The 14,825-nt window shown below is 66.1% G+C and carries 13 protein-coding genes; 7 read left to right on the top strand and 6 right to left on the bottom strand.

From position 1 onward, the window contains the following. The first annotated feature begins 20 nt into the window (after nt 1-20). The gene (locus tag G6N54_RS01715; protein WP_163788324.1) at nt 21-716 is read left to right on the top strand and encodes a dienelactone hydrolase family protein; all 696 of its coding nucleotides are present in this window, start codon (nt 21-23) and stop codon (nt 714-716) included. Here the strand turns inward: G6N54_RS01715 and G6N54_RS01710 are convergent. Further along, nucleotides 705-1,562, bottom strand: coding sequence for a type 1 glutamine amidotransferase domain-containing protein (locus G6N54_RS01710; protein ID WP_163788323.1), 858 nt, complete (start codon nt 1,560-1,562; stop codon nt 705-707). The two genes, G6N54_RS01715 and G6N54_RS01710, sit on opposite strands and share 12 nt — an antisense overlap. A gap of 6 nt (nt 1,563-1,568) precedes the next feature. Further along, complete coding sequence (locus tag G6N54_RS01705) at nt 1,569-1,955, bottom strand: PPOX class F420-dependent oxidoreductase (protein ID WP_163788322.1); 387 nt, start codon at nt 1,953-1,955, stop codon at nt 1,569-1,571. A gap of 101 nt (nt 1,956-2,056) precedes the next feature. Here G6N54_RS01705 and G6N54_RS01700 point away from each other — a divergent pair, with 101 nt between their 5' ends. Genes G6N54_RS01700 through G6N54_RS01685 form a run of 4 tightly spaced genes read left to right on the top strand, consistent with a single transcriptional unit; the run spans nt 2,057 to nt 5,880 of the window. Beyond that, on the top strand, nt 2,057-3,283 hold the full coding sequence (locus G6N54_RS01700; protein WP_179969146.1) for a DUF1214 domain-containing protein: 1,227 nt from the start codon (nt 2,057-2,059) through the stop codon (nt 3,281-3,283). Continuing rightward, complete coding sequence (locus tag G6N54_RS01695) at nt 3,280-4,425, top strand: sulfotransferase family protein (protein WP_163788321.1); 1,146 nt, start codon at nt 3,280-3,282, stop codon at nt 4,423-4,425. Before G6N54_RS01700 ends, G6N54_RS01695 begins: the two co-directional genes overlap by 4 nt. Continuing rightward, entirely contained in the window at nt 4,409-5,062 is a 654-nt protein-coding gene (locus tag G6N54_RS01690; protein WP_163788320.1) for a TetR/AcrR family transcriptional regulator, read from the top strand. The genes G6N54_RS01695 and G6N54_RS01690 overlap by 17 nt, the downstream gene beginning before the upstream one ends. Nucleotides 5,063-5,076: 14 nt before the next feature. Then, complete coding sequence (locus G6N54_RS01685; protein WP_163788319.1) at nt 5,077-5,880, top strand: SDR family NAD(P)-dependent oxidoreductase; 804 nt, start codon at nt 5,077-5,079, stop codon at nt 5,878-5,880. A 1-nt stretch (nt 5,881) separates the two neighbouring features. On the opposite strand, the gene cobN is transcribed toward G6N54_RS01685, so the two are convergent. The 3 genes from cobN to G6N54_RS01670 form a co-directional block, all read right to left on the bottom strand. Next, a complete protein-coding gene (gene cobN / locus G6N54_RS01680; protein ID WP_163788318.1) occupies nt 5,882-9,457 on the bottom strand; it encodes a cobaltochelatase subunit CobN in 3,576 nt (1,191 codons plus the stop codon). Between the two features lie 45 nt (nt 9,458-9,502). After that, nucleotides 9,503-9,796: a hypothetical protein gene (locus G6N54_RS01675; RefSeq protein ID WP_163788317.1), complete on the bottom strand. Its 294-nt coding sequence runs from the start codon at nt 9,794-9,796 to the stop codon at nt 9,503-9,505. A gap of 76 nt (nt 9,797-9,872) precedes the next feature. Continuing rightward, the gene (locus G6N54_RS01670; RefSeq protein ID WP_179969145.1) at nt 9,873-10,529 is read right to left on the bottom strand and encodes an alpha/beta hydrolase; all 657 of its coding nucleotides are present in this window, start codon (nt 10,527-10,529) and stop codon (nt 9,873-9,875) included. Nucleotides 10,530-10,677: 148 nt separating this feature from the next. Between G6N54_RS01670 and G6N54_RS01665 the strand changes: the two genes are divergently transcribed. After that, entirely contained in the window at nt 10,678-12,138 is a 1,461-nt protein-coding gene (locus G6N54_RS01665) for an HNH endonuclease signature motif containing protein (protein ID WP_163788316.1), read from the top strand. Nucleotides 12,139-12,141: 3 nt separating this feature from the next. Here the strand turns inward: G6N54_RS01665 and G6N54_RS01660 are convergent, their stop codons facing one another. Next, nucleotides 12,142-13,599: a flavin-containing monooxygenase gene (locus G6N54_RS01660; protein ID WP_163788315.1), complete on the bottom strand. Its 1,458-nt coding sequence runs from the start codon at nt 13,597-13,599 to the stop codon at nt 12,142-12,144. Nucleotides 13,600-13,719: 120 nt separating this feature from the next. Here G6N54_RS01660 and cobG point away from each other — a divergent pair, with 120 nt between their 5' ends. Then, nucleotides 13,720-14,820, top strand: coding sequence for a precorrin-3B synthase (cobG, locus tag G6N54_RS01655; RefSeq protein WP_163788314.1), 1,101 nt, complete (start codon nt 13,720-13,722; stop codon nt 14,818-14,820). The last annotated feature ends 5 nt before the right edge of the window (nt 14,821-14,825 follow it).

Below are 14,825 nucleotides of genomic sequence, written 5' to 3'. Positions count from 1 at the left end.
GGCTGCAGTTAGATGACGATATGACCACGATTGAGATCGATACCCCGGACGGACCTATCGATGCGCTGCTGAGCATTCCACCCGGAAGTGGCCCCTGGCCGGGTGTGGTGGTGATCCATGACGCCTTCGGCTACAGCCGGGACAAAGAGTCGATCAACGACCGCGTCGCCCAGGCCGGATATCTGGCGCTGACGCCGAATATGTACGCGCGGGGCGGGCGCATCCGGTGCATCACCCGGGTCATGCGTGAGCTGATGACCCAGCGCGGCCGCGCTCTCGACGACATTATTGCCGCCCGCGATCACTTGCGAAACCGGCCGGACTGTTCCGGACAGGTCGGCATCGCCGGCTTCTGCATGGGCGGTCAGTTCGCACTCGTGATGTCGCCCAAGGGTTTTGGCGCTTCGGCGCCGTTCTACGGCGCTCCCCTGCCGCGCCATCTGAACGACACGCTGCAGGGCGCGTGTCCAATCGTGGCGAGCTTCGGCGAGCGTGACCCGCTGGGCAAGGGCGCACCCGAGAAGTTGCGCAAAGTCATTGCGGCCAAGCAGATCACCAGTGACGTCAAGGTCTATCCCGGTGTCGGGCACAGCTTCGCGAACACCCTTCCTGCCCAACCGCTGTTGCGGATCGCGGGTTTCGGCTACGACGACGCCGCGACCGAGGACGCGTGGAGCCGGGTCTTCTCGTTCTTCGGGGAGCATCTAAAGGCTTAGCTTGTCCGATACGACACCCGCGAACGTGTGCGTATCGCCGGGCCAGCGTGCCGAGATGTAGTTGCCGTCGTCGACGACGAACGCGGGCCGCGGGTCGGTGGCCGTGTCCCGTGCCATCCCGGAAGACTTCCGCCGCCAGTGCGGCGTGCCGCGCTCGACGTCGCGAAAATCCGCCGGATCTTCAAGCGCGCGAGTGACTTCCGACTGCACGGACATATAGCCGCATCCCTGGCCGGGTTGTTCGGTGTAGGTCCGGTAGTAGTCCGGATCCCAGAATCGGGTGATCCGGGTCAGCCGCCAGGCCAGCCCCTCCATCGCCCAGGTGAGCGCCGTGGTCTTGCGGCCGTAGAGCACCGAACGACCCGAGCCGGGATCGACACTGCGCGCGGCCAATAACACCCCGTGACAAATCGCGCCGACGATCAGTTCGCGGCCAAAGGCTTCCACCACCAGGCGCTGCAGGATGTCGCTGTCGATATAGCTGCGCATGCCGCGGGCGCGATGGCCGCCGGGCAGCACGAGCGCGTCGATGCCGTCCAGCGTGGCATCTTTCCAGCGACCGGGACGCCGATACTCCGGCGAGCGCACCATCGCGGCATAGGCATCACGACCATTCGTGTTGGCGCGCAGCGCCAGCCCGACGAGCGGGAAGGAGCTCAATACCGGTAGCGCGGACCAGATATCCAGACCCCGACCGGTCACCATGATGTCGTCGGCGACGGCGGGGGTGCCGCTTTCGGTCGCAAAGATCACCCGATGACCGTTGTCGGTCAAGACCCGCCAGCTCACGGCGACCTCGGTCGGATCGAAGTCACGGTCCGGGATCGGGATCAGGACAGTACCCATCGGGCTCTAACCCTGGGGCACCCGGAGCTCAAGGCCGATATTGTTCTCCATGCCGCCGCGCAGCTTGCTGAAGAAGTTGAAGACCGAGCCGACGATGCCGTAACGCTTACCGATCGCGTCGTACACGGTGCCCGTGTCCGACTTGTCGAGCAGGGCCGCGGTGCCCTCGACCGCGTCGCTCGTCGGGCGGCCGCGCATCGTGCAGGTGGCCATCGTCACGCGGGGTGCATTGCGAATCCGCTTGACCTTCCACGAGTTTCCTTGCGTGATCGCGAGCAGCCGGTCGCCGTCCACCGCGGTCCAGATGGGAGTCGGCTTGGCGCGCCCGTCCTTGGTGAAGGTGGTCAGCAAGATGTATTGCGCCTTGGCGAGGTCGGCGAAGGTGGGCGTCACGGTCTCAACCTACCCGCGAACGTTGACATTCTCAGCACTCAAGTGCCATCGTGTTAAGTGAAAACCATGTTTTCAGTTAAGCGACCGGAGCGAAGAAGCCCGTGAGCGATCCGAAGAGGCCGATGGCATGGCTGCCGTTTTCGATCACCGAGTCAACGCTGGCGGGTTCCGACCACGACGATATGGACCTGTCCCAGGCATGGTCGTATCTACAGGAACGGCTCAACGAGGCAGCGCAGATCGTGCAATCCGATCCGGCGAGCCGAAATCGGGTCGATCTCGCCTCGGGCATGCGCCACCTGCTGGTGCTGCTCACCGCGGGAATCCACGAGGTGCTGCGGTTCGACCCCGACCCGATCCTGTCTGTGCGGGCCGCCAGCACCGACGACCTGGTGACCTGGGGAATGGAGTGTCCGGACTGCGTTTACACCAGTGCCGTGCTGCGCGGCGGTGAAAGCTATCGGCTGTTCGGAAATCGGGGTACAGCACGCTACGTCGGGCTGCAGACGATGAACGGCAACGTCGCGACGGCCAACGAACTGGTCGACGAACTCGAGGTGGACGCCGACGGGAACTTTGAGGTGGTGCTTTCCCCCGACGAACGGCCCGGCAATTGGATGCGGCTCGACGGCGATCACCCGACGTTGACCGTGCGGCACTTTTTCTACGACTGGAACACCGAAGTTGCGTCGACGCTGCGCATCGAGCGGCTCGGCGATGCGGTCGGCACAGCACACCGCTCGGTCGATCCGACCGTGGCGGTGTCACGACAGCTGATCGCCCTCGGTGATTTCGTCCAGGACAATCTGGCATTCTTCCTGCAATTCGGTGCCGCAGCGCCGACGAACGGATTCCTGCCGCCGATCGACCGCTCCGATATCGGCGCGGCGGCAGAGAACCGGCCGGTGATCGGTCGCTGGGAGTTGGACCCCGGCGAGGCGCTGGTCGTGGAAGTCGTTCCCCCCGAAGGGGTTTACTGGAGTTTTTCCATCGGAAATCCGTGGTGGGAGACGATTCATTACGGGCGACATCAATCCAGCCTGAATGCCTATCAGGCGGCGGCGGATTCGGACGGCCTGGTGCGAGTGGTGCTCTGCGCTGAGGATCCGGGTGTCGCGAATTGGCTTGATACGGCCGGCCATAGCAATGGGCCGATCATCTTGCGCTGCGTGCGCACCGCAACGGCGCCGACCCCGACGACGCGTGTGGTGCCGTTCGACGACATTCGTGCCCAATTGCCGCCCGACACCGCGACGGTGACCGCCGAGCAGCGGGCCTGCATCCTCGCGGCGCGGCGCGAGGCCGTCCGCGAGAGATTCGCCCGATGACGTTTGACGCCGACAAGTTGGAAAACGGCGCAAGTGCCGCGACCGGTCTCGACGATTTCGGATCCTCGTACTACCGCGAAGGACTCGAGCGCATCGTCGACGCACTGAACACCGAGGCGGACCTCAACGAGATGGGGCGGGTCATCCAGCACGCGACCATCAGCAACGCGCTGATTCAGCGCCTCCACATCGAGGACACCTACCGACGGCATCCCGAGATCGACGACGAGGTGATCGACGGCCCCGTCTTCGTGATCGGCCTACCCCGCACCGGCACCACGGCCCTGAGCCAGCTGGTGGCAGCTGATCCGCAATTCCGGTCGCTGCGGATGTGGGAATCCCAGGCACCCACGCCGCCGCCGGAGGCCGCGACGCAGCACAGCGATCCACGGATCGCGCAGGCCGAGGCCGGCCTGAACATGCTCGACGACATGTTCCCGTTGATGAAGACGATGCACAACTCGGAAGCGACGGCCGCGACCGAATGCCAGGACCTGATGGGAATGAGCTTTCGTACCTTCCACTTTGACGGTGCGGTGCGTGCTCCGGGATACCTGGCGTGGCTGATGGACTGCGACATGCGCGAGACGTACTCCTTTCACCGGCGGGTGCTCAAGCTGTTGCAATGGCATTGCCCACCGGTTTTGTGGCACCTCAAAACCCCCGTGCACATGTTCGCCCTCGACGCGCTCGTCGAGGCGTACCCGAACGCCCGATTCCTGTGGAGCCACCGCGATCCGGCCATGGTGATGGGTTCGGTGTGCAGCCTGATCCAATATGTCCGCAGCTGGAGCAGCGACCGCAACGATCCCCAGGAGCTGGGTGCCGAACAGGTCGACAGCTGGGTCGAAGCCGTCCGGCGGGCAATGGATTTCCGCGCTCGGATGGGTGACGAACGTTTCGCCGACGTCTCCTTCGCCGACTTGCAGACCGACCCGGTGCGCACGCTGCAAGCTGGCTACGAACGCCTGCGGTTGAGCTTTACCGACGCCACCTCGAACGCGGTCGGTCAGTGGGCCGAGGGGCACAAACCCGGCTCTCGCGGCGCACACGACTACGACCTGGCCGACTACGGCCTGACCCCCGACGGAGTTCGGGAACGGTTCGCCGACTACCTTGCCGCCTATGACGCAACAGCCTGAGGGCGCGCCTCGGACGCGACGCCGCGACAAGCTGGAGCCAGACCCGGCGGTGCGCCGCGAAATTCTGGCCGCCGCGTCGACAACCCTGCGCGAGCACGGAGTTCGCGGACTGAGTATTGCCGCGGTGCTGGACCGCGCCAAGTTGAGTACCCGCGCCTTCTATCGGCATTTCGACTCCAAAGACGAACTGGTTGCCGCCGTCTTCCTGGAGACCGCGCGGGCAGAAAGGCGGCGGCTGCAACGCCGAATGTCGGCCGCGGCCAACGAGATCGAAGCGGTTGCGGCGTGGATCGACGGGCGGCTCGACTTGGCGTTCGACGACACGATCAAATCCGATCTGCGGCGGCTGTCGCTGGAAGCTCAGTCGCAGACGTTCGCCTCCCCCGGCCTGATTCGGCCTGCGTACGCCGAAATGCTCAAGCCGCTCAGCGACGCGTTGCGGCGCGGCCTGCAGCACGGGGTGTTCCACGACGTCGATCCGGTGACCGAAGCCGAGTTCATCCAGGGCGTCGTATGGGCAAGCATCAATCGGCAGTGGCAGACCGGCGATTGCGATCGCGTCGCGGTCCGCGACGACGCACTCCGGTTCTGCCTGCGCGCATTGGGCGTGGCGCCCGAGGCGATCGATCAGATCTGACCGAAGGAGTATCCATGGAGCTGGGCTTTGCCGGATCGACCGCCGTCGTCACCGGCGGCAGCAAAGGGATGGGACTGGCCATTGCCGAAGCCCTTGCGGCCGAGGGGGCCTGCGTGGCGGTCATGGCGCGCGGTCAGCACGCACTCGACGCAGCCGTGGGATCACTCCTGCAGGCCGGCGCTCCCGACGCGGTGGGCATCAGCGTGGATATGACCGATGCCAAGTCGATCTCGGATGGCTTCGCAATGGTCGCCGAGCGCTGGGGCCGACTCAATAGCCTGGTCCATACGATCAGCCCGGGCGACGGCTACTTCGAGCAGATGGACGACGCCGAGTGGGATGAAGCCTTTGCGTTGGGCACGATGTCGGGCGTGCGGTCGATTCGCGCCTCGTTGCCGCTGCTGCGCGCGGCGGACTGGGCCCGCATCGTGACGCTGTCCGCGCACTCGATTCAACGACAGAACCCGCGCATCGTCGCCTATACGGCGTCGAAAGCGGCGTTGGCGAGCGTCACCAAAAATCTCTCCAAAAGCCTTGCCTCCGACGGTATCTTGGTCAACTGCGTGTGTCCGGGGACCATCGTGACCGCCAGCTTCACCGAAAACCTGAAGGACGTCCTGGCGGCCGACGGCCTGGACGCCACCGACCCGCACGACGTGATGACCTGGATCGACAACAACTTTCACCAACCCTGCGACCTTCGTCGCGCCGGGCTTCCCGAAGAGGTCGCATCCATCACCGCGTACCTGGCATCCCGGCGAAACGGCTACGTCACCGGAGCCACGGTGAATGTCGACGGCGGGTCGGATTTCATCTAGGTCAGCCTTCGAGATCGCCCTCGGTTTCCAGCAGCGCTTGGCGCAGTCCGTCAATCGTTTCCTGCTGCGGCTCGGCCCACATGCCGCGCCCGGCCGCCTCCAACAGCCGTTCGGCCATGCCGTGCAACGCCCATGGGTTGGATTCCGTCATGAACTTGCGGTTCTCCGGATCCAGCACATAGCGCTCGGTCAGCTGTTCATACATCCAGTCGGCCATTACGCCCGCGGTGGCGTCGTAGCCGAAGAGGTAGTCGACGGTGGCCGCCATCTCGAATGCGCCCTTGTAGCCGTGCCGACGCATCGCGGCCATCCAGCGGGGATTGACCACCCGGGCGCGAAACACCCGCGTGGTCTCCTCCGAGAGGGTGCGGGTGCGGATCGCGTCGGGTCGGGTGTTGTCGCCGATGTAGGCGGCCGGCGTCGTGCCGGTCAGCGCTCGCACCGTGGCGACCATGCCGCCGTGGTATTGGAAGTAATCGTCGGAGTCGGCGATGTCATGCTCGCGGGTGTCGGTGTTCTTGGCGGCCACCGCAATTCGCCGGTACTGGCGGTTCATGTCGTCGACCGCCTCGCGGCCGTCGAGATCGCGTCCGTAGGCGAAGCCGCCCCAGGCGGTGTACACCTGCGCGAGATCGGCGTCGTCGCGCCAGTTCCGGCTGTCGATCAGCTGCAGCAGCCCGGCGCCGTAGGTACCCGGCTTCGACCCGAAAATCCGTGTGGTGGCCCGTCGTTGGTCGCCATGCTGAGCCAGATCAACCTGCGCGTGCGCCCTGACATAGTTGCTGTCGGCGGGCTCGTCGAGTTCGGCGACCAAGCCCACCGCGTCGTCGAGCATCGTGACGACATGCGGGAACGCGTCGCGGAAGAACCCGGAGATCCGCACGGTCACGTCGATCCGCGGACGCCCCAACTCGGCCAGCGGGATCGGCGTCAAACCGACCACTCGCCGCGACGCATCGTCCCAGACAGGGCGCACACCCAGCAGTGCAAGGACTTCGGCGATGTCGTCGCCGGCGGTGCGCATCGCCGAGGTGCCCCACACCGACAGCCCGACTGATTGCGGCCACTCGCCGTGGTCGTCGCGATACCGGCCCAGCAGCGAATCGGCAAGTGCAACACCGGCTTCCCAGGCCAGCCGGGACGGGACCGCCTTCGGGTCGACGGAGTAGAAGTTGCGGCCGGTGGGCAGCACATTGACCAGGCCGCGCAGCGGCGAGCCCGACGGGCCGGACGGAATGAACCGGCCGTCCAGCGCCCTTAAGACCTGGTCGATCTCCGCGGCGGTGCCGGCCAGCCGGGGCACCACCTCGGTGGCCGCGAACCTTAAAACGGTGGCGACGTCGGCGTTGTCGGTGATCGTGTCGACAGTATCGGGGTTCCAGCCGGTGGCTTGCAGCGACGCGACCAGTTCGCGGGCGATGGCCTCGGTTTGATCGACGGTGGTCCGCTCGTCGGTGCCGTCTTCGGCGAGGCCGAGCGCCTGTCGCAGGCCGGGGATCGCCTGCTCACCGCCGAACAGTTGGCGGGCCCGGAGAATGGCCAGAACCAGGTCGAGTTCTGCTTCGCCCGTGGGCTTTTGCCCGAGGATGTGCAGTCCGTCGCGAATCTGCACATCCTTGATCTCGCACAGCCAGCCGTCGACGTGCAGCAGCATGTCGTCGAACGAGTCTTCCTCCGGCCGCTCGGTCAGCCCCAGATCGTGGTCCATCTTGGCGGCCCGGATCAGCGTCCAGATCTGCTGACGGATGGCGGGCAGCTTGGCGGGATCCAGGGCGGCGACGTTGGCGTGCTCGTCGAGCAGTTGCTCCAAACGCGCGATTTCGCCGTAGCTTTCGGCGCGAGCCATCGGCGGGATCAGGTGGTCGACGAGCACCGCGTGGGCCCGCCTCTTGGCCTGGGTGCCCTCCCCGGGGTCGTTGACCAGGAACGGGTAGATCAGCGGCAGGTTGCCCAGCGCGGCGTCGGATCCGCAGGCCGCCGACATGCCCAGCGTCTTGCCGGGGAGCCATTCCAGATTGCCGTGCTTACCGAGGTGTACCACCGCGTGCGCGCCGAATCCGGCGTCCAGCCAATGGTAAGCGGCCAGGTAGTGGTGGCTGGGCGGCAGGTCCGGGTCGTGGTAAATGGCGACGGGATTCTCGCCGAACCCACGCGGCGGCTGCACCATCAGCACCAGGTTGTCCGATTGTATTGCGGCAACGACGGTCTCGCCGTCGGGATCGTGCTCGCGGTCAACGAACAGTTCGCCAGGTGCCGGACCCCAATGGGTTTCGACGGCCTCGCGGAACTCTTCGGGCAGCGTGGCGAACCAGCGCCGGTAGTCCGCGGCAGGCACCCTGATCGGGTTGCCGGCCAGTTGCTCGTGGGTGAGCCAGTCGGGGTCCTGGCCGCCGCGTTCGATCAACGCGTGGATCAGGGCATCGCCGTCGTTGGCCTCCACGCCGGGCAGATCGCCGATCCGGTAACCACGGTCACGCATCGTGCGCAGCAGTGCCACCGCACTGGCCGGGGTGTCCAGCCCGACGGCGTTTCCAATGCGGGCGTGCTTGGTGGGATACGCCGAGAACACCAGGGCCACTCGCTTGTCCGCGGGGGCGACGTGCCGCAGCTGCGCGTGCCGGATGGCCAGGCCCGCGACCCGTGCGCAGCGTTCCGGATCGGCGACATACGAGATCAGCCCGTCGTCGTCGATCTCCTTGAACGAGAACGGCACGGTGATGATGCGGCCGTCGAACTCCGGCACCGCCACCTGGGTTGCCACGTCCAACGGAGACAGGCCGTCGTCATTCTCGTTCCACTGAGCGCGCGAGCTCGTCAGACACAGACCCTGCAGGATCGGAACGTCCAGCGCGGCAAGGTGTTCGACGTTCCAGCTGTCGTCATACCCGCCGGCCGACACGGTCGCGGGCTTGAGTCCCCCGGCGGCCAGCACCGTGACCACCATCGCGTCTGCGTCTCTCAGCCGTTGCAGCAGTTCGGGTTCGGCGGTGCGCAGCGACGCACAATAGACGGGCAGCGGCCGTCCGCCGGTGTCTTCGATCGCCATGCACAGCGATTCGATGTAGGACGTGTTGCCGGCCAGATGCTGCGCGCGGTAATACAGCACCGCGATCGTCGGGCCATCGATGTGCCGCGAATTCGGCCGCTCCAGTTCACCCCAGGTCGGGGTCACCACGGGCTCGGTGAAGCCGACGCCGGTCATCAGCACGGTGTCGGACAGGAACGCATGCAGCTGGCGCAGATTCTCCACGCCTCCGTGCGCTAGGTAGATGTGCGCCTGCACCGCGATGCCGGCGGCCAGCGTGGACAGTCCGGTCAACTCGGCGTCGGCGGCCTGCTCGCCGCTGACCAGGATCGTCGGAATGCCACTGCCGATCACCGCGTCGATGCCACTTTGCCAGGCGCGATAGCCGCCCAGGATCCGGACCACCACGATCTGCGCGTCGGCTAAGAGGTCGGGCAGCTCCTCGTCGGACAGCCGCGCCGGGTTGGCCCACCGATAGTTTTTCCCGCTGGAACGGGCGCTGATCAGGTCGGTGTCAGACGTCGACAGCAGGACGATAGTCGGCTCAGCCACCCATCATTCGTACCGCAAGGCGACAATCGGAGGCGCGGCGGCCGCTCAGGTCCCGGTGCAGATGCTGATAAATCGGATGGGCGCGCAGATGCTGACCCAGACGCGCGGCGCGGGGGCGGACCAGGTCGGCGGCGGGGGCGGTGGCGGTGGCGGTGGAGGCGGCAGGGCTTGCGGTGGCGCGGGCGCGGCGACGATGCACGTGTTGGATGGCGCGTCGTAAATCGTGCCTTCGCCACATTGGGCCGCTCTGCTGACTGCCGGCGACACCGAGGTCGTGATCACGGCCAGCGCGAAGGCGACCGGGACGATGAGTGCCAAGCGATTCGCTATCCCGAACATCACAGCTCTCCGTGCGTACGCCCCCTCAGCAAACATTGCCACAAAGGGCGGCGGAACGCGCGGGTTCAAAGCCGATTCATTTGCCGAGTATCGCCGCGATCCGTGCGGCGACTTCACGAGTGACCTCTGGCACCTCTGCGGCGTAGTAGCGGTCCACGGCCGGGTCGTACTCGGCGCCGGCGATCGACCCGTGATCGGCGACCAGCTCGATCAGTTCCACCGGCCACCCGACTCGCTCCAGGTGGGCGGCGAAGTCTCGGCTGGCCGTCACCGGGACCACGTCGTCGGCCAGGCCATGCAGCAACGTGAACGGTGGACCGTCGCGTTCAGGAGTCATCCCCTCGCTGAGGTTACGGCCGGTGATCGGGTCGGGCGCCATGAAAGCACCTGCCAGACAGACCGTATGGATTATCGAACCCGGGAGAACTTGATCGGAAAGCGTCAGACCTGCCGCCGCCAGACCTCCCATAGACCAGCCGACGAGCACGAAGCTGTCGCTGCGCCGCTGCATGAATTCAACCGAACGCAATAGGTCCGCGTGGCCTCCGTCGCCGACGTGGGAGTTCCAGTCGGGCACCACGACGCCGGCTCCGTGGCCGGCGAGCAACTGGGCCAGAGGCCGGACGACGGCGCGGGCATTGGATTGCATGCCGTGCCACAGCAGGATGGCCGGTTGTGTTGGATCGCCGAAGACATCGGCCGAGCGGCCCGGGGCATATTCCATCGTCTGCACTGCAAGAGTGTGCCCATCGCAACCCGCCGCAATCTCGATACTTGCGTCAGTCAGTGCAAGAGTCACCACCGGCAGCGGCTGCCACGACCATCATCGACCGGCCGCCTTAACAGCATCAATGTCGGAGTCGCTCGCTATACTCGAACACATGTTCGATGGATTGCAGGGTGCAGACGCGCTGGTGCGCGCCGACGACGCGACCGTGGTAGCCGCGATCGCGGAATGGACGCGTGCCGAAGCCGCCGCTTCGTCGCGTCGGCTGGCGGCCATCGCCGAATTGGTGCGCCGCCATGCCATGGGTCCCGTCGACCATGCGATGTGGTCATGCGACAACTGGGATGCGATAGCTGCCGAAGTCTCTGCGGCACAAGGCATTAGCCACGGTATGGCATCCGGTCAGATGTATCTGGCCGTCGCGTTGCGCGACCGGCTACCTAGGGTGGCGGCCGTCTTCGCAGACGGCGCAATCAGCGCGCGGCTGGCCGCGGCCATCGTGTGGCACACGGATTTGATCAAAGACGCGGGCACGCTGCAGCTGGTCGATACAGCGCTCGCCGAGAATGCAGTTCGGTATGGGCGGCTGTCGGTGAGCAAGACGGCACAAGCCATCGACGCGATCGTCGACCGCCATGACCCCGGGGCGTTGCGCCGCAGTCAAGCGGCCGCGCGGAGCCGCGATGTGGTGATCGACCTGGCCAACGACGAGTCCGGGACCGCTGCGCTGTGGGGCCGGCTGTACTCCACCGATGCGGCCGCCCTGGACCGACGGCTGCTGCAAATGGCCCACGACGTCTTCGATGACGACCCACGCACGCTTGCCCAGCGCCGAGCCGATGCGTTGGGGGCACTTGCCGCCGGGGCCGAGCGACTCAGCTGCGGCTGCGATAACGCGGAATGCCCGAAGCGCTTGGCGAGCGACGAGCGGGCGACGAGTGTCGTCATCCACGTCGTCGCCGACGCATCGGCGCTCGAGTCGCGGCCCGATGCGCCCGAAACGTCGAGCACCGGTCGACCTTCCGCGTTGATCGCGGGTGGCGGAACGGTTCCTGCGCCACGGCTCGCCGACCTGATTCGCACTGGGGCGCAGGTGCGGCCCGTGCGTCATCCCGGCGGCGCCAGCGCGGGCGAGCCGGGCTATCGGCCGTCGGCAGCGCTAGACGCGTTTGTGCGATGCCGTGACCTGACTTGCCGATTTCCCCATTGCGATCGTCCCGCGGAGTGCTGCGATGTGGACCATACGATCCCCCATCCCTTCGGCCCTACGCACCCGTCAAATCTCAAGTGCCTGTGCCGAAAACATCACCTGCTCAAGACTTTCTGGACAGCGTGGCGCGATGAGCAGCGGCCCGATGGCACCGTCGTCTGGACATCTCCCAGCGGCCACACCTACACCACACGGCCGGGTAGCCGTCTGCTCTTTCCCACGCTCTGCATGCCCACCGGTGAATTGCCCACGCCGCCAAGGGTTGATCATCGGTCCGACGGTCGCGGCATAATGATGCCCAAGAGGTGGCGCACGCGAGAGCACGACCGCATCTACCGGATCAACGCCGAGCGCTCACTCAACGCCGCTCATGTCGCCGAACGAAATCAGCCGCCGCCGTTCTAGTACTCAGCCGGTACGGACGTCGAAGTCGGCGAGATCGGGCCGACGCAGCAGTTCGGTATGCGCCTCGGGCACCCAAGGAAACACCTCGGGCAGGCCATCCTTGCCCACATACCAACTGTTACATCCCGACGCCCAAATAGTTTGCGGTATCGCCGCTTTCAGGCGCTCGTTGTATTCCTTTGTCGCCGCTTCGGTCGGCGCGGCGGCGCGCACCGCACCGGCGCGCAGCTGCCCGATCCACCAGATCGCGTAGTCGGCTTGGTCCTCGGCGATGGCAATAAAGGACTGGTTTCCAATTGGCGAATGCGGACCCACCAGCATGAAGAGGTTGGGGAACCGCGGCACCGCGACGGATCGATACGCGATCAGACCGTCGGCCCAGACCTCGTCGAGAGTGATCCCGCCCTCGCCGACCACCTCCATGGGTCGCACGTAGGCCCTGGCGTCAAACCCGGTGGCATAGACCAGTAGATCCAGTTCGTGCAGGGTCCCGTCCGCGGTCACGATGCCTCGCGGCTCGATGCGATCGATGCGATCGGTGACCACGTCGACGGTGGGATGCTGCACCGACCGATAGAAGCGCCCCGACAGCACCAACCGCTTGCACATCGGCTCATAGGTCGGGGTGAGTTTGGCTCGCAATTTCGGGTCACGCACCCTGCTGAGGTTCCATCGACACGCGGTCTGAACCAGACTGCGGCGCAATCCCGGTTGGACCGGAGCGCGGCCCAACACGCGCCGGGAGAAGGTGCCCCAAAACCAGCGGCCCATCGTGTCGAACACCGGGAAGCGTGACAGCACGTGCCGAGTCAACCTCGAGTACCGCGCGTTGGGTAGCGGCATGACCCACTGCGCGGTGCGCTGGAACAGGGTCAACTGGCGCACCTTGCCGTCGCCGAGCTCCGCAACGATCTGCACCCCACTCGAGCCGTTTCCGATCAGTCCGATTCGCTTGTCCGGCAAGGAAACCGAGTGATCCCACCGGGACGAGTGGAAAGCCGGGCCGGCGAAGGTCTCCCGGCCGGGGATGTCCGGATAATTCGGTGCGCTCAGCAACCCGGTCGCGATGATCACCACGTCAAACGTCTCTTCGCCGAATGTCGTGCTGAGATGCCATTTTCCGTCGTCGTATTCGGCTTTGGTGACATCGCAGCCGAATCGGATGTGCCGGCGCACCCCACGCTCGTCGGCCACCCGCCGGAAGTACTCCTGCAATTCCGGTCCCGGCGACAGCAGCCGCGACCACTTCGGGTTGGGCGCAAACGAGTAACAGTAAAACCGCGACGGAACATCACAGGTGAGACCCGGATACGTGTTGTCGCGCCAGGTACCTCCGACCTCGTTGGCCTTTTCGTAGACCGTGTACGAGTGGATACCGGCGTCCTGCAACTTGACTGCCATACACAGACCCGAAGCCCCGGCACCGATTATCGCAACTTTCAATTCCCGCTGCAGCGTCATCACCAACCACCAACTCCCCCGTATGAGGCCGAAGGTACCGACGCCGCAGCAACGTGTGGGCGCAGCAGTAGCCAGACAATTGGTGTTTTCAGTGTTGCGCTCTGCCTTACCGTGGAGGGCGTGGCCCGAACCCGCGACACCGACGCTTGCCCCGGCGCGCTGCAGGTGCATCAGGCCGCCGACGGCGCCCTGGTCCGTGTCCGACTACCCGGCGGGATGATCACCGCGACGCAGCTCGCGGCGCTGGCCGGGTTATCCAGTGGCTTCGGCTCCGGAAATTTGGAGCTGACCGTGCGCGGCAATGTGCAGTTGCGGGCAATCACCGACGTAACGGCGGTCGCCGCGGCCATCGCCGAGGCAGGGCTCCTGCCGTCGGCAACACATGAGCGGGTGCGCAACATCGTCGCCTCGCCGCTGTCCGGGCGCGCCGGCGGACGCGCGGACGTGCGCCCCTGGGTGGGCGCCCTGGATGCGGCGATCTGCGCCGAACCCAAGCTGGTCGAGCTGGGGGGCCGATTCTGGTTCAGCATCGACGACGGCCGCGCCGACGTGTCCGGGCTGGGCGCCGACGTCGGGGTGCATGTCTGCGACGACGGTTATGCCCTACTGTTGATGGGACGAGACACCGGCCTGCGCATGGCCGCCGAGGATGTGGTCGCGACGCTGGTCGGGGTCGCTGTCCGCTTCACCGAGATACGCGAAACTGCTTGGCGCATTGATGAATTGGACGACGTCGAGGAATTACTGCCCGGCGCCGATCTCAGTGCCGCCCCCTTTGCGCCCGTCGCCAAACCGCCGGTGGGCTGGATACCCCAGGATGACGGCCGCATTGCGTTGGGCGCCGCGGTACCGCTGGGCGTCCTGCCCGCGCAGGTCGCGGAGTACCTCGCCGCGATCGAGGCCCCGATGGTGATCACGCCGTGGCGCTCGGTGCTGGTGTGCGACCTCGACGAGGGTGTCGCCGACGTCGCGTTGCGGGTGCTGGCGCCGCTCGGTTTGGTGTTCGACGAGAACTCCCCCTGGCTGGACGTCAGCGCCTGCACCGGAAGCCCCGGCTGCGCACGCTCGGCCGCCGACGTGCGCGCGGACGCGGCGCAGCTCGTCGGGACCGCTTCCGCCGTGCATCGCCACTTGGTCGGCTGCGAGCGCGCCTGCGGTAGCCCGCCCACCGGTCAGGTGCTGGTCGCGACCGAGGACGGATACCGGCTGCTTCGCGACTAGGGTGA

The sequence above is a fragment of the Mycobacterium stomatepiae genome (assembly GCF_010731715.1).
Taxonomy (GTDB): Bacteria; Actinomycetota; Actinomycetes; order Mycobacteriales; family Mycobacteriaceae; genus Mycobacterium; species Mycobacterium stomatepiae.
Note: the sequence above shows the minus strand (reverse complement) of the source record. Positions and strands in the feature narration are given on the sequence as shown.

Bases quoted from the DNA above. Each gene is read 5' to 3' on its own strand.
- G6N54_RS01715 (WP_163788324.1), top strand. From the start codon at position 21: ATGACCACGATTGAGATCGATACCCCGGACGGACCTATCGATGCGCTG.
- G6N54_RS01710 (WP_163788323.1), bottom strand. From the start codon at position 1,562: ATGGGTACTGTCCTGATCCCGATCCCGGACCGTGACTTCGATCCGACC.
- G6N54_RS01695 (WP_163788321.1), top strand. From the start codon at position 3,280: ATGACGTTTGACGCCGACAAGTTGGAAAACGGCGCAAGTGCCGCGACC.
- G6N54_RS01690 (WP_163788320.1), top strand. From the start codon at position 4,409: ATGACGCAACAGCCTGAGGGCGCGCCTCGGACGCGACGCCGCGACAAG.
- G6N54_RS01685 (WP_163788319.1), top strand. From the start codon at position 5,077: ATGGAGCTGGGCTTTGCCGGATCGACCGCCGTCGTCACCGGCGGCAGC.
- G6N54_RS01675 (WP_163788317.1), bottom strand. From the start codon at position 9,796: ATGTTCGGGATAGCGAATCGCTTGGCACTCATCGTCCCGGTCGCCTTC.
- G6N54_RS01665 (WP_163788316.1), top strand. From the start codon at position 10,678: ATGTTCGATGGATTGCAGGGTGCAGACGCGCTGGTGCGCGCCGACGAC.
- G6N54_RS01660 (WP_163788315.1), bottom strand. From the start codon at position 13,599: ATGACGCTGCAGCGGGAATTGAAAGTTGCGATAATCGGTGCCGGGGCT.